The sequence below is a fragment of the Microlunatus sagamiharensis genome (assembly GCF_900105785.1).
GTDB classification, from domain to species: domain Bacteria; phylum Actinomycetota; class Actinomycetes; order Propionibacteriales; family Propionibacteriaceae; genus Microlunatus; species Microlunatus sagamiharensis.
On the sequence record NZ_LT629799.1, the window covers coordinates 4,342,836 to 4,361,751 of the forward strand.

Genomic DNA, 18,916 nt, shown 5'->3' on the forward strand with positions numbered 1-18,916 from the left:
ACCACGGCCCCTGAGCCTGTCGAAGGGCGCTCGGACGGACCAGCTCGGGCTAAGAGGGGAGTAGGCGGCGACGGAGGCGCTCGATCCGGACCTCGCGGGTCTCAGCGTCCTCGCCGACGCTGATCCAGCGTCCGTACTCCTCCTGATGGCCCTCGGGGAGGGCGCGCCACGCTTCGGCGAACCTCTCGTCCTTGGTCAGCGCTGACTCGAGCTCGGAGCAGGTGGTGGGCGCGGTGTCGGGCTCGGGCTCCTCGACCGGGGCACCCGGCTCGAGCTCGACGTGCACGGTGTCGCCCGCCCCGACGCCGAGGGCGGTCAGGAGAGTCTTGCGCAGGCCGAGGTAGGTGCGGCCGCCGTACGCGCCGAGCGTGGTCTCGAACGACTCGTCGCCGAGCCGGACCCGTACGCGACGGGTGCCGAGCTCGGCGACGACAGGCTTGGGGACGACGACGGCGTGGCTGCCGCGCCCGGAGGCGCGGACCTCCGCGTCGAACCCGGGCACAGCAGTGTGGTGCGGTGGTGCTTCGGGCGCTCAGCCGCGCCGGCCGACGAGCTTCCAGGCGGCGGGGAGGAGGGCGGCGGCGACGACGACCTTGACGACGTCCCCGATCAGGAAGGGCACGACGCCCTTGGCCAGCGCGGTGCCGAGGTCCATGCCGGTGGCGGCGATGAGGCCGGACACGCCGAAGGCGTAGACGATGATGCTGCCGAGGACCAGCAGGCCGACGTTCTTGACGACGTTCCGGTCGGCGCCGGCCTCGGCGAGCCGGCCGGCGACCCAGCCGGCGGCGACGAAGCCGACGACGTAGCCGAAGGAGGCGAAGGCCCAGCCGCTCTGGTGCGCGGCGAACCACGGCACACCCGCCATGCCGGCGGCCAGGTAGAGCACCATCGCAGCGGCGCCGCGACGGCTGCCCAGGCTGGCGCCCACGACCAGGACCGCGAAGGTCTGCAGCGACAGCGGCACGGGCGTGAACGGCAGCGGGATCTGCACGAGCGCGCTCAGCGCGACGAGGAGGGTGCCGCCGACGACGAGGGCGACGTTGCGCACGAGGCCACCGGGGACGACGTCACCGAGGGTGCGGGGAGAGGCGCTGACCAGAGACATGCGCTCACCTTAATGGGCGCCCGCCTGGGGTCGGCGCCCGCTCAGCTGTCGACCGTGAGCTGCTCCAACGCGTCGCGCGCGGGCTGGACGAGCTCGGGCGTCGTGTCGGGGATGGAGGCGTAGAAGAGGCCCGAGCGCTCGGGGCTGGCCTGCACGATCGCGATGATCGCCAGCTCGCCCTTGGTCCGCAGCCCGGTGATGTCGAAGCTGAGCTGGGTCTCGACGAGCCAGGCGTCCTTGCCGTCGATCGTCGTCGCCTTGTTGACCTTGACGTCGCTCTGCACGGGGTTGTTGCCGTAGAACACGCCGAGGATGCAGCGGACGACGATCTGCGAGCCCTGCTCGGGGGTGAAGAAGCCGTCGCCGGCCTGCAGCTCCCCGACCGTGATCGAGGCGACCCAGTTGGTGCCGGGGCCGTCGTAGTTGGGCTCGACGTCGACGTTCTGGCTCAGCACGTTGACGCCGAAGGGGACGCGGTTCTCCCCGGTCGGCGCGCCCCAGGGCGACCCGAGCTGCGGGTAGGAGACGGGTCCGCCGTGCACGCGTCCGTCGTTGGTCGTCGACGAGGGCGCGCTGGGGGAGTCGGAGCGCTGGGGCGGGCACTGGTCCGACGACGCCTGGCCGCTGGCCCCGCCGCCACCCACCGTGGTCGAGCCGCCGGTGGCCGCGCGGATCGCGACAACGGCGACGACGACGAGCACGAGGGCGAGGACGCCGGCGCCGACCCACCAGCCGAGGCCCGAGCGCGACTTGCGCTGGAACTGGGCGTACGCGGGACGGCCCGGCTGACCGCCGCCCGGCTGGCGGGCGCCGGTCTGACCCGTCTGGCCGTACGGGCCCTGAGCACCCTGCTGGCCGCCCTGGCCGTAGGACGACTGCCCGTAGCCGCCCTGCCCGTACGCCGACTGCCCGTAGGAGCCCTGGCCGTAGCTGCCCTGGCCGTACGAGCCCTGCCCGTAGTTGGCGTGGGCGCTGTCACCGGCCGTGCCCGAGGCGGAGCCCGGGTTGACGATGCCCTGCGGCGGGGCCGCGGAGGCCGGGTTGGCCGTGGTCGCGGCGGACCACGCCTGCCCGTCCCAGTAGCGGTAGAGACCCTGGCCGCCGCCCGGGTCGGGGTACCAGCCGGCCGTCGCGCTCATTGCTCGAGTCTAGGAGGAGCCGGGAGCGTGCCAGAGCCCGCGCGCCGTCTCACAGCGAGCTGTGACCTGACGGGACGCGGGCCCTGGTGGTGGTGCATGCCTGCGGGGGAGGGGATCAGCCGAAGCGGCCGGTGATGTAGTCCTCGGTCGCCTTCTCCGTGGGGTTGGAGAAGATCGTCTCGGTGGTGCCCACCTCGATGAGGCGACCCGGTTTGCCCTGGGCGGCGAGGTTGAAGAACGCCGTCTGGTCGCTCACCCGGGCGGCCTGCTGCATGTTGTGGGTGACGATGACGACGGTGAACTGCTCCTTGAGCTGGTTGATCAGGTCCTCGATCGCCAGCGTGGAGATGGGGTCGAGGGCCGAGCAGGGCTCGTCCATGAGCAGCACCTGCGGCTCGACCGCGATGGCGCGGGCGATGCAGAGGCGCTGCTGCTGACCGCCGGAGAGGCCCATGCCGGCCTTGCCGAGGCGGTCCTTCACCTCGCTCCAGAGGTTGGCGGCTTTCAGGGAGCGCTCGACGGCGTCGCTCAGCACGCCCTTGTTCTTGACGCCGTTGAGGCGCAGCCCCGACGCGACGTTGTCGAAGATCGACATCGACGGGAAGGGGTTCGGGCGCTGGAAGACCATCCCGACCACGCGGCGCACGGCGACCGGGTCGACGCCGGGGGCGTAGAGGTCGGTGCCGTCGAGCTGGACGCTGCCCTTGACGTGGGCGCCGGGGATGACCTCGTGCATGCGGTTGAGGGTCCGCAGGAAGGTCGACTTGCCGCAGCCGGACGGGCCGATGAAGGCCGTCACGGTGCGCGGCTGGACGGTCAGCGACACGTCCTGCACGGCGTGGAAGGCGCCGTAGTAGATGTCGACGTTCTTCGCGTCGATGCGCTTGGCCATTTTCCTACTTCTCCTTGAGCTTCGTGGCCCGGGCGATGCCGCGGGCGACGAGGTTGAGCAGCATGACGATGATGATGAGCGTGAGCGCGGCGGCCCACGTCCGGTCGTAGCCGGGCAGGCCGGGGGCCACGTCGCGGCTGGAGTTGATCATGGTGGGCAGCGACGCCATCGTGGAGCTGGTGGGCGAGAAGTTGATGCCCACCGCGTACGACACCAGGATCAGCAGCGGCGCGGTCTCGCCCATGACGCGGGCCAGGCCGAGCATGACGCCGGTCGAGATCCCGCCGAACGAGGTCGGGATGACCACCTGCAGGATCGTCTTCCACTTCGGCACCCCGAGCGCGTACGACGCCTCGCGCAGCGAGTCGGGGACGAGCTTGAGCATCTCCTCGGTGGAGCGCAGCACCACGGGGAGCATCAGCAGCACCAGGGCCAGCGACACCGCGACCGCCGAGCGGCCGGCCCCGAGGATCGTGATGACGAGGGCGTAGATGAAGAGCGCCGCGACGATCGACGGGATCCCGCTGAGGATGTCGACCATGAAGCTGACCACGCGGGCCGCCTTGGTGCCGCGGGCGTACTCGACGAGGAAGATCGCGCCGAGCACGCCGAGCGGCACGGCGATCACCGCGCAGATCAGGCCGATCTCGAGCGTGCCGACGATGGCGTGGTAGGCGCCGCCGCCCTCGCGACGCGGCGTGATGCCGCGCTGGCTCTCCAGCCACCAGCTCGACGTCAGGACCAGGCTCAGGCCCTTGCTGACCACGGTCCAGAGGACCCAGACGAGCGGGATGAGCGCGAGCAGCGTGGCGATCGAGACGTAGACCGTGGCGAGCGCGTTCTTGAGCGTGCGCGGCCCGCTGGGCCGGCGGAAGGAGAGCGGGGCGTCGCCGCCCTGCAGGCGCTGTCCTGAGCTCGTCGAAGGGTCGTTCGCGGCTGCGGTGGTCGAGGCCATCACTTCACCCCTCTGTCGGCGACGACCCGGGCCGCGGCGTTCACCAGGAAGGTGACGACGAACAGGACCAGGCCGGCCGCGATGTAGGCGCCCGTCTTGGACGGCGAGTCGAACTCGGACGCGTTGTTGGCGATCTTGCTGGCGAAGGTCTCGCCGCCGGCGAAGATCGAGGGGGTGAACGGGCTGCCGGGGGCGGGCTGGCTGAGGATGATCAGCACCGCGATCGTCTCGCCGAGGGCGCGGCCCAGGCCGAGCATCGACGCGCTGATGACGCCGGAGCGGCCGTAGGGCAGGACCGAGGTGCGGATGACCTCCCAGCGCGTCGCCCCGAGGGCGAGCGCGGCCTCGATCTGGTCGCGCGGGGTCTGCTCGAAGACGTTGCGCGAGATGGCGGTGATAATCGGCAGGATCATGATCGCCAGCACGATGCCGGCCACGAACACGGTGCTCTTGGGGTCCGACACCGGGTCGAAGAGCGGGATGAAGCCGAGGTGCTCGCCGATCCAGGCACCGATCGGGCCGAGGAACGGGCCGAAGACGATGAGGCCCCAGAGGCCGAAGATGATCGACGGCACCGCGGCGAGGAGCTCGACGAGGAAGCCGACCGGGCCCGCGACGCGCTTGGGCAGGTACTGGGTGAGGCTCAGGGCCACGCCGACCGCGACGGGCACGGCGATCACCAGCGCCACGACCGAGCTGAGGACCGTGGTCCACAGCAGGCCGAGGATGCCGAAGCGCAGGTCGCCGCCGGAGACCTGCCAGTTGCGGCTGGTCAGGAAGTTCTCCTGGTCGGCCAGGATGCTCGGCAGCGCCAGCGCGAGCAGGAAGATGCCGACGAAGGCGACGAGCAGCACCAGCAGCACGGCGGTGCCCTTGGTGACACCGCCGAAGACGAGGTCGCCCGTACGGCTGATGGTGGCCAGCTTGACGCCGGCGCCGGGGCGGTCCGCCCCGCGGCCTTCGTCCGCCGGGGTCTGGAGCGTGCGCACCTGGTGGGCCACGACGGGCACCCGGGTGTGGTTCGCGGTCTCGTCGTGCACCGGCGAGACGGTGGGGTCGACGGCCGCGGGGCCGGCCTCCAGGAGCTCGCGGGGGACCGGTCCGTCGACCTCGTGGTCGTGCTCGCCGCCGCGCACGTCGGCGCTGGCCAGCGGGTCGGCCACCGTGGACACCGAGGACGTGCCGTCGTCGGGTCCGGGCTTGCGGGTCGTGTCGGTCACTCTCCGCCTTCCTCCTTCATCTCACGCAGCTGCTCGGGCCACACGCTAGGTCGTTCCTCCTGGTTCCGGCAGGTGCCGGAGCCGGCAGGCACGAACAAGGCGCCGGCGCCGCCCGAGCCGCACCCGAGGGTGCGTACCGGGTGGCGCCGGCGCCGTGGTGCTCAGGAGATCGCGGCGACGGAGGCCTTGACCTTGGTGAGCAGGTCCGCGGGGAGCGGGGCGTAGCCCAGCTCCTGCAGCGCCTGCTGCTCCTCCTCGGAGGAGAAGAAGGTCAGGAAGTCCTTCTCCAGCGCGGTCTTGTCGGCGTCCAGGCCCTTGCTGCAGACGATCTCGTACGTGACGAGGAGGGCCGGGTACGCGCCGGAGTCCTTGGGCTCGTAGTTGAGCTTGAGCGCGAGGTCGTTGCCGCTGCCGGCCACGGTGGCCTCGGACACGGCCTTGCCCACCGAGTCGCCGGTCAGCTCGGTCGCGCCGGTGCCGGCGGAGCTCGAGAGCTGCGCGATCGGGAGCTTGTTGTCGCGGGCGTAGCTCCACTCCATGTAGGAGATGGAGTTCTTGGTGCTGCCGACGGCCTCGGCCACGCCGGAGGACTTGTTCTTGCCCTCGCCGGTGCCGCTCCAAGCCTTGGCCGGCTCCTTGGTCCACGCGCCGTTGCCGGCGGCGGAGAGGAACTTGGTCGTGTTCTCCGTGGTGCCCGACTCGTCGGAGCGGAAGAAGACGGTGATCGCGTCGCTCGGCAGGGTGACGCCCGGGTTCAGCTTGGCGATGGCCGGGTCGTTCCAGGTCTTGATGGTGCCGTTGAAGATCTTCGCCAGCGCCTCGGCGCTCAGGACGAGCTTGTCGACGCCGTCGAGATTGTAGGCGAAGGCGATCGGGCCGACGACCATCGGGATGTTCCAGGCCTCGTTGCCGCCGCAACGCTCCTTGGCCTTGTCGGCCTCGACCACGCCGTCGACGGCGGCGGTCTTGAGCGCCGAGTCCGAGCCGGCGAAGTCGACGAGGTTGTTGTAGAAGGACTTGATGCCCGCACCGGAACCGGTGGGGTTGTACTCGATCGTCGAGGCGTTGTTGCAGGCCGACTGGTAGTCGGCGATGACCTCGGTGATGGCGTTGGCCTGGGCGGTCGAGCCCTCGGCGTTGAGCTTGCCCGACGGGCAGGTGAGGCCCGAGGCGTTCGAGCTCGAGCCGCCCGAGGCGGCCGGGGCCGCGGAGCCGGCGGGGTCGGAGCCACAGGCGACGAGGCTCAGCGAGGCCAACGCGGCGAGGGCGGCGAACGTCGTGTTGCGCGCACGGCGGGTGGTGATCATGGAAGTCCTTCACGAACTGTGGAGGGCTGACGGGGAGGCGTTGCGCCCCCCGACGCCGGCCGGCACGTCACCGGTTGACGCGGAAACTACGCACGTCAGTTGTCCGGTTGGCCCCGGTCAGGTGAACGGCAGGTGAACGGCTCCCCGACGTCCCGCGCGCCTCGGTGATCAAGGTCCGGCAGGCCAAGATCGACGTCACCTCCGCGTCGCCGACGTGCTCTACGCTGCGCCCGATCCGAGGGCGGGACCGCCCCGGCGACGGGAGGACGAGCAGTGAGCGAACGGCCCGACGTGTCCGTGATCATCCCCGTGCACAACGCCTCCTCGACCATCGGGCGGCTCGTGTCCTCGATCCTCACGGTCGAGTCGGTGCAGGTCGAGGTGGTCGTCGTCGACGACGCCTCCACCGACGGCTCGCTCGCCCGGGTGCGGGCGCTCGACGCGGCCCAGGTGGTCGTCGACGGCTTCGCGACCAACCGGGGCGCCGGCGTCGCGCGCAACCGTGGCCTCGAGCTGGCGACCGGGCGCTTCGCCCTCTTCTTCGACGCCGACGACGAGATCCACCCCGAGGCCCTGGTCGCCGCCGTCCGGGCCCTGGACGAGACGGGCGCCGACGTCGCGATGATGCCGTACCGCTACCGCCGGGGCCGGGCCGCCGCCCACGACGGCATGAACTCCTTCGACGCGGCGGTCTGGGCGCGCTACGTGACCGCACCGCGGCGGCTGGCCCGGCTCGGCGACGTGGCCTCGCTGCTCGGTTTCTCCAACTACCCGTGGAACAAGGTCGTGCGCACCGACCACTACCGCACCACCGGGTTGCGGTTCAGCGGCACCGTGGTGCACAACGACATCCTCGGCCACTGGCTGACGCTGCTCGACGCGGGCACGATCCTGCTGCTCGACCAGCCGCTGTGCACCCACATCGTCAACGAGGGCGCGCGCAACCTCACCAACCGCGAGAGCCGCGCGCGGCTGAGCCTGCTCGACGCCCTCGACGAGACGTACGCCGCCCTGGAGGCCAGGCCGGAGCAGCGTCGCCGCTACGCCCACCACTACTGGGACTTCGTGCTGCGGGTGGGGACCTGGGCGACCAGCCGCCTCACGCCCGAGGTGGCCGACGAGTTCGACCAGCGGCTGCACCAGCACCTGCTGCGCCTGGACCTGGGCGACTACACCCGGATCCGGCTGCGCTCCGACCCCGAGCTCGCCTCGCGCCTCGCGCGCCGGGCGCTGGTCTGAGCAGGCCGATGAGTGAGCAGGCCGATGAGTGAGCAGGAGCCGATGAGCGAGCAGGAGGGGGCCGGCGTGCCCGAGCTGAGCATCGTCGTCACGACGTACAACATCGAGGCGTACGTCCTCGAGTGCCTGGAGAGCGTCGCGGCGCAGACGCTGACCGACCTCGAGGTGCTCGTCGTCGACGACGGCTCGAGCGATGCGACGCCGAGGCTCGTCGCCGACTTCTGCGCCCGCGACCCGCGGTTCGTCCCGGTCCTGCTGGGCACGAACAGCCCCGGCGGCGTCGCGACCGCCGCGAACGCCGGGCTCGACCTGGCCACCGGGCGCTGGGTCGGCTTCGTCGACGGTGACGACTTCGTCGAGCCGACGATGTTCGAGCGGCTCGTCTCCGCAGGGGACGCCGGCGGCACCGACCTGGCGATGTGCGAGTACCAGGAGGTGACCGACGCGACGTCCGAGCGCCACGACCCCGCCGACGCGCACCGCTGGGGTTCGCTGACCGAGCGGACGTACCCCCTCGACGTCGCGGCCCGCAAGCAGTTCCTGCGGTTCATCGCCGTGCCCTGGCGCAAGCTGTACCGGCGCAGCCTCCTCGAGGAGCACCACCTCCGCTTCCCGGTGAGCGACGCGTTCTACGAGGACAACCCCTTCCACTGGTTCGCGCTGCTGTCCGCGCGCTCGATCGCGGTCGTTCCCGAGGTCCTCTGCTACCACCGGGTCGGCCGCGCGGGCCAGACGATGGCCACCGCCGACGAGCGGCTGTTCCAGATCTTCAGCCACCACGACACGATCCACGCCTGGCTCGAGCGCAAGGGCCTGGTCGACGTCTACGACACGACCCTGCTGGGCTGGGTCGTCTCGCAGATGGAGTGGATCTCGCGGCGCACGCCGCCACCGCTGCAGCGCCGCCTCTTCGACACCCTCGTCCCCGTCTTCGCCCAGTACTCGCCGGCCACCCTGGCCACGGCGCTGCGCGAGGGGAACAAGGGCCCGACGACGCAGCGGATGAGCGCGGCCGTGGCCAAGCGCGAGTTCGGCAGCTTCGCCCGGCGCCTCTCCGACCGGCCCGGGACCGACAACCCCCTGGTGACCGCCGCCTTCCACCTGCGCCACTCCGGCCTGCAGCACACCGCGCTGCTCACCAGCCGCTACGTCCGCAACGCCGTACGCGGCCGCCGGCTCGACAAGGTCGTCGCCGTGGCGGGCCGGCTGGGCCGCCAGGAGCCGACCCGCTCCGACCTCATGCTCGGGCTCGTCGTCCTGCAGCAGCAGGTACGCGGCCTGGAGCGTCAGCTCGCCGAGCTGACCGCCGCCCTGCCGGCGCGCGACGACGAGAAGGGCCCGACGCTGTCCTCGTAGCTGCCGTCGACCCCGAGGCCGGCCCTGCCGAGGACCGAGGAGGGGTTGTGGGGCCGGGGCTGGTCCATCAGGGGCCGCGACTGCTCGGTTTTCGTCATACGATATGAGGGTGAACGCGAGGGAGACGATCAACGGAGCTGCCGTCACCGAGGAGCAGATCGCCGCCTGGGCTGCAGAGGCCGAGGCCGGCTACGACGTCCCGGAGCTGAAGAGGCGAGGCCGCGGAAGACCCGGTCGCGGTGCCGAACCGTCGCAGGTCGTCGCCCTGCGGCTCACGGCTGCAGAGCTCGCAGAGCTGGACGCCCGAGCCGCGCGCGAAGGGAAGTCTCGATCCGAGGTCATCCGCGAAGCCCTGGCTGCTTCGGCCGCGTGAGGGTTCACGCGTCGGCGCTCAAGCACGGAGTGCGGGAGTACGACGCGGCTCATGCCGCGACCTGGGCCCTCTGGATCGAGGACCTCGACGACGACAGCCCTTCTCGACAGCTTCGGATCGGCTTCGACACGGCCGGCCGTCTTCTGGAGACGGTTGTCCTCGTCTTCGACAGCGGCAACGAACTAGTCATCCATGCCATGAAGGCTCGCCCTCAGATGTACGACCTCTTGCCTTAGCTGCGTCGGCCCACCACCTGCGCGCTCCGTTCGACGCCTGGCTCGAATGCTTCGCACTGCGAGCGGCCCAGACGCCACACTTGGCCCATGACCTCGTACGACGCCCGCCTCGACGGGAAGGTCGCCGTGGTGACCGGCGGCAGCCGTGGCATCGGGCTGGCCGCGGCGCGGGGGCTCGGGGCGCTCGGCGCGACCGTGGTCCTCGTCGGCCGCGACGACCGGGCGGCGGCCGACGTCGCCGCCACCCTCGTCGAGGAGGGCGTCGACGCCGTCGGCCTCGGCTGCGACGTCGGCGACGCCGAGGCGGTGGCCGCGCTGCCGGAGCGGCTCGGTCCCCTGGCCGCCGTCGACGTGCTCGTCTGCGCCGCCGGCGTGATGAGCGAGCGCTCGGCCAAGACGCTCCGCACGAGCGAGGAGGAGTGGCGCCGGGTCATGGCCGTCGACCTCGACGGGGTTTGGCGCACCATGACCGCGTTCGTGCCGGGAATGGTCGAGCGCCGCAGCGGCCGGGTGGTCGCGGTCAGCGCCTGCCTGGGCCGGATGAGCGGCCCCGGCACGGCGGGTGGACTGGCGCCGTACCGCGTGGCCAAGGCGGGCGTGAACGCGCTCGTCCGCAACCTGGCCCACGAGCAGGGCCTGGGCCGTCGCGGGGTGCTCGTCGACGCCACCTGCCCCGGCCACTGCCGCACCGACATGGGCGGCCCTGACGCTCCCCGCTCGGCCGAGGAGGGCGCCGAGACCGCGGTGTGGCTGGCCACCCGCGCCGCGGACGGAGCCGAGACCGGGTTGCTGTGGGAGGACCGCCAGGTCGTGCCGTGGTGACCGGCTCCTCGCGCTCGGCGGGAGGGTCCTAGCGCGCTCGACGCGGTGCCGGCTTGCGGCGTACGCCGACTACCCACCAGGCGACGAGGCCGACGACCAGGGCCCAGAAGGCGGGTCCGACCCCCAGGACGGTGGCTCCTCCGGCGGCCACGGCGAACGTCGCCACCGCCGGGATCCGGTGCTCTGCTCCCGAGAGCGCGCCGGCAAGGGCCGTGGCCAGCGTCGGCAGCAGCGCGAGCCCGGCCGCGGTCTCCACCAGCCCGGCCGGCGCCAGCGCGACGAGCTCCACCAGGCCGGTCGAGACCAGGCCGAGGACGATGTACGCCCACCCGGTCGTCTGGGCGGCCACCCACCGCCGCTGCGGGTCCGGGTGCGCGTCGGGCGACGCGGAGAGCGCAGCGCTGATCGCGGCCAGGTTGATGGCGTGCCCGCCGAACGGAGCGCCGAGCAGCGTGCCGACGCCCGATACGGCCATGGCCGGGCGCCACGGCGTGCGGTAGCCGAACGAGGCGAGCACGGTGACGCCCGGGACGTTCTGCGAGGCCATGGTGACCACGTAGAGCGGCAGCGCGAGCCCGATGAGCGCCTGGGTGCTCCACGCCGGGGTCGTCCACACCGGGCTGGGCAGCAGGTTCCCGTCCCCGGGCACGCCGGGGCTCACGACGACGACGATCACGAGGACCAGGGCGAACGCCGCCGGCACCGCCCAGCGCGGAGCGACGCGCAGCAGGACCAGCCACACCGCGACGACCGGCAGCACGAGCCAGGGGTTCGAGACGGCGGCCCGCACCGGGGCCAGGCAGAGCGTGAGGAGCACCCCGGCGAGCATCGCCTGCGCGACCGGCGTCGGGATGCGGGCGATCAGCCGACCCATCCCGGGCCAGACCGCGGTGACCGTGATGAGCAGACCGGTGACCAGGAACGCCCCGACCGCCGCCGGCCAACCGCCGACGAGACCACCCGTGCCGACGAGCAGCGCGGCCCCGGGTGTCGACCAGGCGAAGGTGATCGGCATTCGCGTGCGGGCCGAGACCAGCACCGTCGCCAGGCCCATGGTGACGAACAGCGCCAGCAGTCCCGACCCGGCCTGGGTCGGGGTGGCGCCGACGGCGCGGAGCCCGGACAGCACGACGGCGAACGAGCTGGTCGAGCCCACGAGGGCCGTCACCAGCCCGGCCACCACCGGACGGAGGTGGTCGGTCATGGTCGTCTCCTTCAAACGTTCTGCAAACAGAACGCTACCCTGACCCGGTGAGCCGCGACGACAGCCGTACGCCGGATCTCGCGGCGCTCGGCGACCGCCTCCGCGGGCTGCGTGCCGAGCGGGGGCTCAGCCTCTCCGCGCTCGCCGCGGCGGCCGGCATCGGGAAGGGGTCGCTCTCCGAGATCGAGGCGGGGCAGCGCAACCCGACGCTCGCCACCCTCTACGCCCTGGCCGCCCCGCTCGCCGTGCCGCTGGCGACCCTGCTGGCGGACCAGCCGGGCGCGGAGGTCTCGGCCGACGGGCTCACGGCCACCCTGCTCAGCACCGAGACCACGGCCGACGGGGCCGTCGTCGAGATCTACCGGCTCGCCTTCCGACCCGAAGCGGACCGCCGCTCCCCGGCTCACGGAGCCGGGGTGCGCGAGCACGTGCTGGTCACCGCCGGCCGGCTCGAGGTGCACCACCGCGACGGCTCCGCGGTGCTGGGACCGGGCGACTCCCTGTCGTTCTCCAGCGCCGCGGCGCACCGCTACCGACCGCTCGGCGGGGAAGCCTGCTCGGCGGTGCTCGTCATCACCTCACCGCACTGACGCCTGCCTACTGCCGTCGCCGGCGGCTACTCCCGCAGCGTCGAGCGGTCAGGGCCCGGCTCGTCCGAGGTACGCCCCCCGAGCGCCTGCACCTCGGCCTCCAGCCGTCGCTGCGCGGCCTCCAGCTCGGTGAGGGCGTGGCGGAGCGTGGCCAGCTCGGCGGCGACCTGCCGGTGCCCGAGGAGGCCCCGGCTGACGTCGACCAGGCGGCGGCCCCGCCCGCGCCAGCGCTCCGCACGGGTCACCACGGCCTTCGGCGGCGGGGGCGGCGGCACCTCGGCCAGCGCCTCGCGCAGGGCGGGCAGGTCCACCCGCCTCACCGCGTCCAGGTGCTCGGGCCGCAGGCCCTTGGTCAGGCTGTCGGGCCGCACCAGCGCCACGACCGGGTCGGCCAGCAGCGCGGCAAGGTCGCGCAGGGCCCGCTCGCCGGCCTCGGGCTCGCTGTCGGCGATCGAGGTGAGGTAGCGCTGGCGCAGCAGCACCCGGGGGAGCACGACCTCGCGCAGGATGCGCGTCTTCTCCCTGTCCGTGAGCGTGCTGCGGCCCAGATCGCCGAGCATCGAGGCGAGGATCCGGTGGTTCTTGGCGATCAGGGCCTCGGCGGTCCGCGCGGTGCGGGAGAGGTGGACGGGCTCGTCGGGGTTGCCGCTGTGCTGGGTGAGGTAGTAGTACGCGTAGTTGCCGAGCATCAGGAAGCGGCTCGCGTTGACGATGTAGGAGAACGCGAAGGCGATGTCCTGGCCCGAGGGCAGGCCCTCGTCGAAGCGCAGGCCCTGCCGCTCGATCTCCGCGCGCCGGAAGACCTTGTGGACCGTGAGCGTGCTGAGCGCCCGCTGGCGCGGGACCTCGACCTCGTCCTGGCTCACGGTCGCCCCGGCGCCCCGGCCGTTGACCATCACCTGGTGCAGCGCGACCCAGTCGGCGGGCCGGACCGAGAGCACCGCTGCGACGCGCTCCAGCGCCTCGCGGCCGATGGTGTCGTCGGCGTCGACGAAGAAGACGTACTCCCCGCGCGCCTCGTCGAGGATCCGGTTGCGCGGGCGGGCCGCGCCGCCGGAGTTGACGCCCAGGGAGATGACCCGCAGGAAGCCGGGCTCGGCGGCGTAGCGCTGCGTGAACTCCTCGAGGATGGCGAGGGTCTCGGGCTCGGAGCTGCCGTCGTCGGCGAGCAGCACCTCGAAGCGCTCGTGGGCGATGCTCGAGCCGACGACCGACTCGAGGCAGGCCCGCAGCAGCGCGCGCCCGTTGAAGACGGGGATCCCGACGGTGAAGAGCCTGCTCGGCGCCTGCACCTCGATGACGTCGGCGCTCATGCGTCGACGAACAACGACGGGACGGGGCGTCCGGCGTCGAGCGCGGCGAGGATGCCGTCCGCGGCCGCCAGCGCCTCGCCGATGGTCACGTCCATGTCCAGGTAGCGGTAGGTGCCGAGGCGCCCGACGAACGTGACGCCCTGCTCTGCGCGCGCCGCGTCGACGTAGTCGCGCAGCAGACTCTTGTCCTCGGCCAGCCGGATCGGGTAGTAGGGCGTGTCACCCTCGCCCGCGAGCCGGCTGGTCTCGCGGAAGCACACGGTCTTGTCGTGGGTCTCCCACGGGGCGAAGTGCTTGTGCTCCGCGATGCGGGTGTGCGGCACCTCGAGGTCGCCGAAGTTCATCACCGCGCAGCCGAGCTGGTCGCCCTCGGCCCGGATCTCCTCGAAGTCGAGCGTGCGGTAGCCCAGCCGGCCGCGCGCGTAGCCGAACCACGCGTCCAGCGGACCCGACCAGACCGAGTGGTCGAAGTCGGCCCGGTGGTCCTGCGTGTAGGGCGTGGACAGGCGCACCTCGATGCGCGGGTGGTCCAGGACCGCCTCGACCAGCGCGGTGTAGCCGTCGCGGGGGATCGCCTGGTGCGGGTGGTTGAAGTAGGAGTCCTCGTAGCTGAAGCGCAGCGGCAGCCGCTTGAGCACTGACGCGGGGATCTCGGTCGGCTCGAGGCCCCACTGCTTGCGCGTGTAGCCGAGGAAGAACGCCTCGTACAGCTCGCGGCCCATGAACTTGAGGGCCTGCTCCTCGAAGTTGCGCGGCTCCCCGATCGAGGAGTCGGCCTGCTCGGCGATGAAGCCGCGCGCCTCGTCGGGTCCGAGCGCGGTGCCGAAGAGCTGGTTGATCGTCATGAGGTTGACCGGCAGCGAGTAGACCCGGCCGCCCACGGTCGTGCGCACCCGGTGGGCGTACGGCTCCATGCGGGCGAAGCGGTTGACGTAGCCCCACACGCGCTCGTCGGCGGTGTGGAAGATGTGCGGGCCGTAGCGGTGGACCATCACGCCGGTCTCGGCGTCGCGCTCGGTGTGGCAGTTGCCGGCCACGTGGTCGCGGGTGTCGAAGACCACGGCATCGTGGCCGGCGACCGCGAGCTGGCGGGCGATCACCGCGCCGCTGAAGCCTGCGCCGGCGATGCCGAACCTCATCGAGCCGCCCCCGTGGCCGTGTCCTGGACCGTTCCCGCTGTCATCACGCGCGTCACCGTAACGACGCCCGACCGGGCTCCGAGCGCTCCGGACACGCCCTGCACGGGACCGCCGCCGGACCGTCGAGAAGGCGTCACCGGGCGGTCACCGGGGCGTCGCGACGCGTTCACGCAGGGCGCGCGCGACCGCCGCGGGGGAGCACGACCAAGCACCGCAGCGCCTCACGCGACTGGACCGCTGCCGCGCGCCAGCGCCCGGTCCGCGCGAGCTGCAGGGCGGTCCGCCCCGCGAACACGGCCGCGTACGCCATCGCCCGCCGGCGCAGCCCGTCACGCCGGGGCGCGGGCAGGTGGGCAAGCACGGCCTCGGTGGCGGTGACCCGCTCGCGGACGTTGGCGCCGCTGCGGACCCGAGCCGAGGTGTCGGAGGCGGCGTGGCGCCGGTAGCGGGCGAGGACCTCGTCGACGAAGACGACCGGCCCGTGCGCGGCGAGCCGCGCCCACATCTCCCAGTCGGCGGCGTGGGGGAGCGCGGTGTCGAAACCGCCCACCGCCTCGTACGCCGAGCGTCGCACGACGATGGCGGGCGCTCGGACGCGGTTGGAGAGCGCGAGGGAGTCGAGCGCGTCGGTCCACACGCCGGTCCCGTGGCGGTAGGAGCGGGTGGTGTGGGTCGGGGTCCCGTCGGCCGTGACGTCCTCGGCGCGGCAGACCGCGGCGACGGCCGACGGCTCCGCGGCGAGGGCCTGCTCCATCGCGGCGTAGAAGCCGGGCAGGACCTCGTCGTCGCCGTGCAGGAGGTGGACGAGCTCGCCGCGGGCCAGGAGGAGGCAGCGGTTGAACGTCCGGATCGCGCCGAGGTTGACCGGAAGGCGCACGTAGGTCACGCGACCGGCACCGAGGCGGTCCACCACGGCGGCCGGGTCGTCGGACGAGGCGTCGTCCACGACCACGACCTCGACGTCGGAGCGCCCGCCCAGCTGGGCCACCACCTCGGGGAGCGCGAGCGCGAGGTAGCCCGCGCAGTCGTGCACGGGCACGACGACCGACCAGCGCGGGCGGTGCGGCTCGGTGACCGGGAGCACGGGCGGGACCTGGGGCACGCGCGCAACGTAGCGGCGCCGGACCGTCCCGCCGAGGCCTCGGGACGGGGCGTCACCACCTGTTGGGCGACTGCACCTCCCGGGTTCACCGTCCGTTCAGCGGGGGCCCGGAGCATCGGTGAGGCAGGGACAGGACTGACCGGGCGGGCCGCGCAGACCCCGCCGGACGAGGGAGGTGGACGATGACCGCGATCGCCGAGCGCCCCCTGGGGCTCTGGCTGGACGAGCGGCTCTTCTCGTCCCCGGGGACCCTCGACGTGCCGCTCGCCATCGAGGTGGAGGCCCGCGGGCCGCGCCACGAGCTGGCGGTGGTCGTGCTGACCCAGTGCAACCGGCCCGAGGAGCTGCGCCGGGCGCTCGCCTCCGTGCGCGCCCAGCGCGGGGTCGACCTGCAGCTCGTGCTCGTGGTCAACGGCGCGCAGGCCGAGGACGCCGCCCGCCTGGTCGTGCCCCGCCTCGAGCAGAACGACCACTTCATCGTGCTGCCCGAGAACGCGGGCATCCCCGGCGGCCGCAACATCGGCGCCGCCGCAGCGGACGCGCAGGTCGTGATGTTCCTCGACGACGACGCCGAGCTCCTCGGGCCCGACGTGCTCGCCGGTGTCGTGGCGCGGTTCGCCGCCGACGACGGCCTGGGCGCGATGGCGATCCGCCTCGTCGACCACGAGGGCCTCACCCAACGTCGCCACGTCCCGCGGGTCGGGTCGCGCTCCTTCGCCCGCTCCGGCGAGGTGACCCACTTCATCGGCGCCGCGTGCGCCGTGCGCGCCGAGGCGTTCCACGCCGTCGAGGGCTTCGAGCAGCGCTTCTTCTACGCCATGGAGGAGTCGGACCTGTCCTGGCGCCTCATGGACGCCGGCTGGTCGCTCTGGTACGCCGCCGACCTCACCGCCTTCCACCCGCGCACCACGCCGTCGCGCCACCCGGGCCACGTGCTCCTCACCGCGCGCAACCGCTTCTGGGCCGCCTGGCGCTCGCTCCCGCTGCTGGTCGCGCTCGCGTACGTCTCCATCTGGACGGTGCTCGCGGTCGTCCGCGGCGGTGCCGCCCGTCAGGTGCTCGCCGGCTACCGCCAGGCCTGGGCGGCGCGGCCGCACCGGCGCCCGATGCGCTGGCGCACGGTGTGGCGCATGACCCGCCTGGGTCGCCCGCCCGTCCTCTGAGCGGCTGACGCCGCTAGTAGCGGGGCCCGCGACCCGCCCGTCAGCGGGCGCCCTTGCGGACGAAGAGGTGGACCTCCAGGCTGCGCACGGCGACGCCGGGAGCGGGGAAGAGCCGCTCCTCGGTGAACTGCTCGTGGAGCACGGCCATCTCGGCCGCCCCGACCTTGTCGGTGCTCCGCACCCGGAGGTTCTTGGTGCCGACGACCCACACCCGGTCCTTCGTGCCCAGCTCCTTGCGGATCTGGTCGGGGGTGTGGCTGGTGCCGCGGAGGTTCGCGGCCTGCACGGCCGACTTCTTGAGCGCGAGGTCGTCGAGACCGGCGTACGCGTCGGTGTAGGCCATGGCGCCGAGCCGGTAGGTCAGCGGGAGGAAGACCACGCCGTCCCCGGGCCGGGCGCCGGCCTTGACCACGGCGGCCGCGCCGGCGAAGTCCTGCGAGCGGGAGTCCGTCGTGCGCTCGTGGCGCAGCGCCGGCAGCTGGGCGACGGAGACGCCCAGGACGAGCACCGCGGCGACGACCGACCCGACGACGGCTCGCCCGGTCGCCCGCCCCGCGGCGCCCGCCAGCGCCTCGACCCCGCGGGCGGTGAGGAGCGGCAGCCCGACGACGGAGAACAGGACGTAGCGGACCTGGAACAGCGGGTGCACCAGCGAGGCGCCGAGCAGGAGCGCGACGGGGACCAGCAGCAGGGGCAGGGCGACGGCGGCGAGCCCGACGCCACCCTGGCGTCGCGCGCCGCGGACGGCCGCGACGGTGCCGACCGTCGCGAGGCCCAGCAGCACGAGGGAGAGCCAGAGGCTGGTCGAGAGGAACTTCTCCGTGAGGTCCACGAGGGTGTCCCACGTCGGCGAGGTCATGTAGCTGACCTGGCCTGACTGCTCCTGCGACGTCCAGGCGAGCGGCGCGACGCAGACGGCGCAGACCAGCCCGGCGACGACGAAGGCCCGCCACGCGCGCCACCCCGGCCGGACCAGCAGCATCGTCACGCCGTGGGCGACCACGGCCAGCACCGCGAACTCGTGCAGCAGCGCCGCGACGACGACCGAGCCCGTGTACGCCCACCACCACGCGCGCTTCTGGGTGGTGAGGGCCTGGACCAGGCACCAGGTGCCGAGCAGGACGGCCCCGGTCACGAGGGCGAACGAGCGCCCCTCCTGCGCGTAGTAGGAGACGAGCGGCCAGCCGGCGAGCAGGAGGCCGGCGAGGAGTCCCGTGCGGGGTCCGGCGAGCCGCACGCCGAGGGCGGCCGTCGCCCCGGCGGCGACGCCCATCCCCAGCACGGACGGGACGCGCATCCAGACCTCGCCGCCGCCGAGGGACAACCAGACGTGCATCGCGAGGTAGTAGAAGCCGTGGACGACGTCGATGTGGTCGAGCACGGCCCGGATCTGGTGGACCGGGCGGGTGGCGACGGTCCAGGTGGCCGCCTCGTCGAGCCACATCGACCCGCGGTCGAGGCCCCAGGCCCCGACGGCCAGCATCACCAGGACCGAGCCGACGACGACGGCCAGTCCGCGCCGCCGAGCCTTCGGCAGCTCGACGCCGCCGTCCTCGACGGAGGCCGGTCCGCTGTCGACGCGCTGCTGGAGGGAGGTCACGACGCAGGACGCTACGGTCGCGCAGGACGCTCGGCCACCGGCGCTCGCGGCCTGCACGGGCTCGTCCCCGAACGTTCACCTGCCCGTCCCGCGATCGTCCACCACCGGTCGGCGCGGGGTCACGACGCGCCTCCACGGTCGGGCACCAGCACCGCTCC

19 protein-coding genes are annotated in these 18,916 nt (G+C 72.9%); 7 read left to right on the plus strand and 12 right to left on the minus strand.

The window, feature by feature from the left end; translation table 11 throughout:
* Positions 1-49 precede the first annotated feature (49 nt).
* From BLU42_RS20090 to pstS, 7 genes are all read right to left on the minus strand, one after another.
* Positions 50-502 (minus strand): DUF1905 domain-containing protein, encoded by a 453-nt coding sequence (locus BLU42_RS20090; RefSeq protein WP_091078771.1) that lies wholly within the window; start codon positions 500-502, stop codon positions 50-52.
* 30 nt (positions 503-532) lie between these two features.
* Positions 533-1,108 (minus strand): biotin transporter BioY, encoded by a 576-nt coding sequence (locus BLU42_RS20095; protein WP_091078773.1) that lies wholly within the window; start codon positions 1,106-1,108, stop codon positions 533-535.
* A gap of 41 nt (positions 1,109-1,149) precedes the next feature.
* Positions 1,150-2,247 (minus strand): DUF2510 domain-containing protein, encoded by a 1,098-nt coding sequence (locus BLU42_RS21210; protein ID WP_091078777.1) that lies wholly within the window; start codon positions 2,245-2,247, stop codon positions 1,150-1,152.
* A 115-nt stretch (positions 2,248-2,362) separates the two neighbouring features.
* Positions 2,363-3,139: a phosphate ABC transporter ATP-binding protein PstB gene (gene pstB / locus BLU42_RS20105; protein WP_091078781.1), complete on the minus strand. Its 777-nt coding sequence runs from the start codon at positions 3,137-3,139 to the stop codon at positions 2,363-2,365.
* Between the two features lie 4 nt (positions 3,140-3,143).
* Positions 3,144-4,094 carry a phosphate ABC transporter permease PstA gene (gene pstA, locus BLU42_RS20110; RefSeq protein ID WP_091078783.1) on the minus strand — a complete coding sequence of 317 codons (951 nt, stop codon included), beginning with the start codon at positions 4,092-4,094 and terminating at the stop codon, positions 3,144-3,146.
* Entirely contained in the window at positions 4,094-5,017 is a 924-nt protein-coding gene (pstC, locus tag BLU42_RS20115) for a phosphate ABC transporter permease subunit PstC (RefSeq protein WP_197680853.1), read from the minus strand. The genes pstA and pstC overlap by 1 nt, the downstream gene beginning before the upstream one ends.
* Positions 5,018-5,475: 458 nt before the next feature.
* Positions 5,476-6,621, minus strand: a complete 1,146-nt coding sequence (gene pstS, locus BLU42_RS20120) for a phosphate ABC transporter substrate-binding protein PstS (RefSeq protein ID WP_172825833.1) — start codon at positions 6,619-6,621, stop codon at positions 5,476-5,478.
* Between the two features lie 273 nt (positions 6,622-6,894).
* On the opposite strand from pstS, the gene BLU42_RS20125 reads away from it, so the two are divergent.
* From BLU42_RS20125 to BLU42_RS20145, 5 genes are all read left to right on the plus strand, one after another.
* Complete coding sequence (locus BLU42_RS20125) at positions 6,895-7,860, plus strand: glycosyltransferase family 2 protein (protein WP_091078786.1); 966 nt, start codon at positions 6,895-6,897, stop codon at positions 7,858-7,860.
* Positions 7,861-7,902: 42 nt separating this feature from the next.
* Positions 7,903-9,216 carry a glycosyltransferase family 2 protein gene (locus BLU42_RS20130; protein WP_172825834.1) on the plus strand — a complete coding sequence of 438 codons (1,314 nt, stop codon included), beginning with the start codon at positions 7,903-7,905 and terminating at the stop codon, positions 9,214-9,216.
* Positions 9,217-9,325: 109 nt separating this feature from the next.
* The gene (locus BLU42_RS20135) at positions 9,326-9,589 is read left to right on the plus strand and encodes a ribbon-helix-helix protein, CopG family (RefSeq protein WP_091081198.1); all 264 of its coding nucleotides are present in this window, start codon (positions 9,326-9,328) and stop codon (positions 9,587-9,589) included.
* The gene (locus BLU42_RS21555) at positions 9,586-9,825 is read left to right on the plus strand and encodes a toxin (RefSeq protein WP_091078792.1); all 240 of its coding nucleotides are present in this window, start codon (positions 9,586-9,588) and stop codon (positions 9,823-9,825) included. Before BLU42_RS20135 ends, BLU42_RS21555 begins: the two co-directional genes overlap by 4 nt.
* A gap of 87 nt (positions 9,826-9,912) precedes the next feature.
* Entirely contained in the window at positions 9,913-10,647 is a 735-nt protein-coding gene (locus tag BLU42_RS20145) for an SDR family NAD(P)-dependent oxidoreductase (RefSeq protein ID WP_091078795.1), read from the plus strand.
* A 28-nt stretch (positions 10,648-10,675) separates the two neighbouring features.
* Here BLU42_RS20145 and BLU42_RS20150 read toward each other — a convergent pair whose 3' ends face one another.
* Positions 10,676-11,851: a benzoate/H(+) symporter BenE family transporter gene (locus BLU42_RS20150; RefSeq protein WP_091078797.1), complete on the minus strand. Its 1,176-nt coding sequence runs from the start codon at positions 11,849-11,851 to the stop codon at positions 10,676-10,678.
* A gap of 47 nt (positions 11,852-11,898) precedes the next feature.
* On the opposite strand from BLU42_RS20150, the gene BLU42_RS20155 reads away from it, so the two are divergent.
* Entirely contained in the window at positions 11,899-12,441 is a 543-nt protein-coding gene (locus tag BLU42_RS20155; RefSeq protein WP_091078800.1) for a helix-turn-helix domain-containing protein, read from the plus strand.
* Between the two features lie 26 nt (positions 12,442-12,467).
* Here BLU42_RS20155 and BLU42_RS20160 read toward each other — a convergent pair whose 3' ends face one another.
* The 3 genes from BLU42_RS20160 to BLU42_RS20170 all read right to left on the minus strand — a co-directional run bounded on the left by BLU42_RS20160 (position 12,468) and on the right by BLU42_RS20170 (position 15,995).
* The gene (locus BLU42_RS20160) at positions 12,468-13,754 is read right to left on the minus strand and encodes a glycosyltransferase family 2 protein (RefSeq protein WP_091078803.1); all 1,287 of its coding nucleotides are present in this window, start codon (positions 13,752-13,754) and stop codon (positions 12,468-12,470) included.
* Complete coding sequence (locus BLU42_RS20165; protein ID WP_091078806.1) at positions 13,751-14,893, minus strand: UDP-galactopyranose/dTDP-fucopyranose mutase family protein; 1,143 nt, start codon at positions 14,891-14,893, stop codon at positions 13,751-13,753. The genes BLU42_RS20160 and BLU42_RS20165 overlap by 4 nt, the downstream gene beginning before the upstream one ends.
* 166 nt (positions 14,894-15,059) lie before the next feature.
* Complete coding sequence (locus BLU42_RS20170) at positions 15,060-15,995, minus strand: glycosyltransferase family 2 protein (protein WP_091078809.1); 936 nt, start codon at positions 15,993-15,995, stop codon at positions 15,060-15,062.
* A gap of 182 nt (positions 15,996-16,177) precedes the next feature.
* Here BLU42_RS20170 and BLU42_RS20175 point away from each other — a divergent pair, with 182 nt between their 5' ends.
* Positions 16,178-17,158, plus strand: coding sequence for a glycosyltransferase family 2 protein (locus tag BLU42_RS20175; protein WP_091078811.1), 981 nt, complete (start codon positions 16,178-16,180; stop codon positions 17,156-17,158).
* Positions 17,159-17,198: 40 nt separating this feature from the next.
* Here the strand turns inward: BLU42_RS20175 and BLU42_RS20180 are convergent, their stop codons facing one another.
* Positions 17,199-18,758, minus strand: a complete 1,560-nt coding sequence (locus BLU42_RS20180; protein WP_157720114.1) for a glycosyltransferase family 39 protein — start codon at positions 18,756-18,758, stop codon at positions 17,199-17,201.
* Positions 18,759-18,916 lie beyond the last annotated feature (158 nt).

What these genes read in the sequence shown, in the direction of transcription:
- pstB (WP_091078781.1), bottom strand. Translation starts at nt 3,139, where the DNA reads ATGGCCAAGCGCATCGACGCGAAGAACGTCGACATCTACTACGGCGCC.
- pstS (WP_172825833.1), bottom strand. Translation starts at nt 6,621, where the DNA reads ATGATCACCACCCGCCGTGCGCGCAACACGACGTTCGCCGCCCTCGCC.
- BLU42_RS20150 (WP_091078797.1), bottom strand. Translation starts at nt 11,851, where the DNA reads ATGACCGACCACCTCCGTCCGGTGGTGGCCGGGCTGGTGACGGCCCTC.
- pstA (WP_091078783.1), bottom strand. Translation starts at nt 4,094, where the DNA reads ATGGCCTCGACCACCGCAGCCGCGAACGACCCTTCGACGAGCTCAGGA.
- BLU42_RS20145 (WP_091078795.1), top strand. Translation starts at nt 9,913, where the DNA reads ATGACCTCGTACGACGCCCGCCTCGACGGGAAGGTCGCCGTGGTGACC.
- BLU42_RS20130 (WP_172825834.1), top strand. Translation starts at nt 7,903, where the DNA reads ATGAGCGAGCAGGAGGGGGCCGGCGTGCCCGAGCTGAGCATCGTCGTC.
- BLU42_RS20160 (WP_091078803.1), bottom strand. Translation starts at nt 13,754, where the DNA reads ATGAGCGCCGACGTCATCGAGGTGCAGGCGCCGAGCAGGCTCTTCACC.
- BLU42_RS20175 (WP_091078811.1), top strand. Translation starts at nt 16,178, where the DNA reads ATGACCGCGATCGCCGAGCGCCCCCTGGGGCTCTGGCTGGACGAGCGG.
- BLU42_RS20165 (WP_091078806.1), bottom strand. Translation starts at nt 14,893, where the DNA reads ATGAGGTTCGGCATCGCCGGCGCAGGCTTCAGCGGCGCGGTGATCGCC.
- BLU42_RS20095 (WP_091078773.1), bottom strand. Translation starts at nt 1,108, where the DNA reads ATGTCTCTGGTCAGCGCCTCTCCCCGCACCCTCGGTGACGTCGTCCCC.
- BLU42_RS21210 (WP_091078777.1), bottom strand. Translation starts at nt 2,247, where the DNA reads ATGAGCGCGACGGCCGGCTGGTACCCCGACCCGGGCGGCGGCCAGGGT.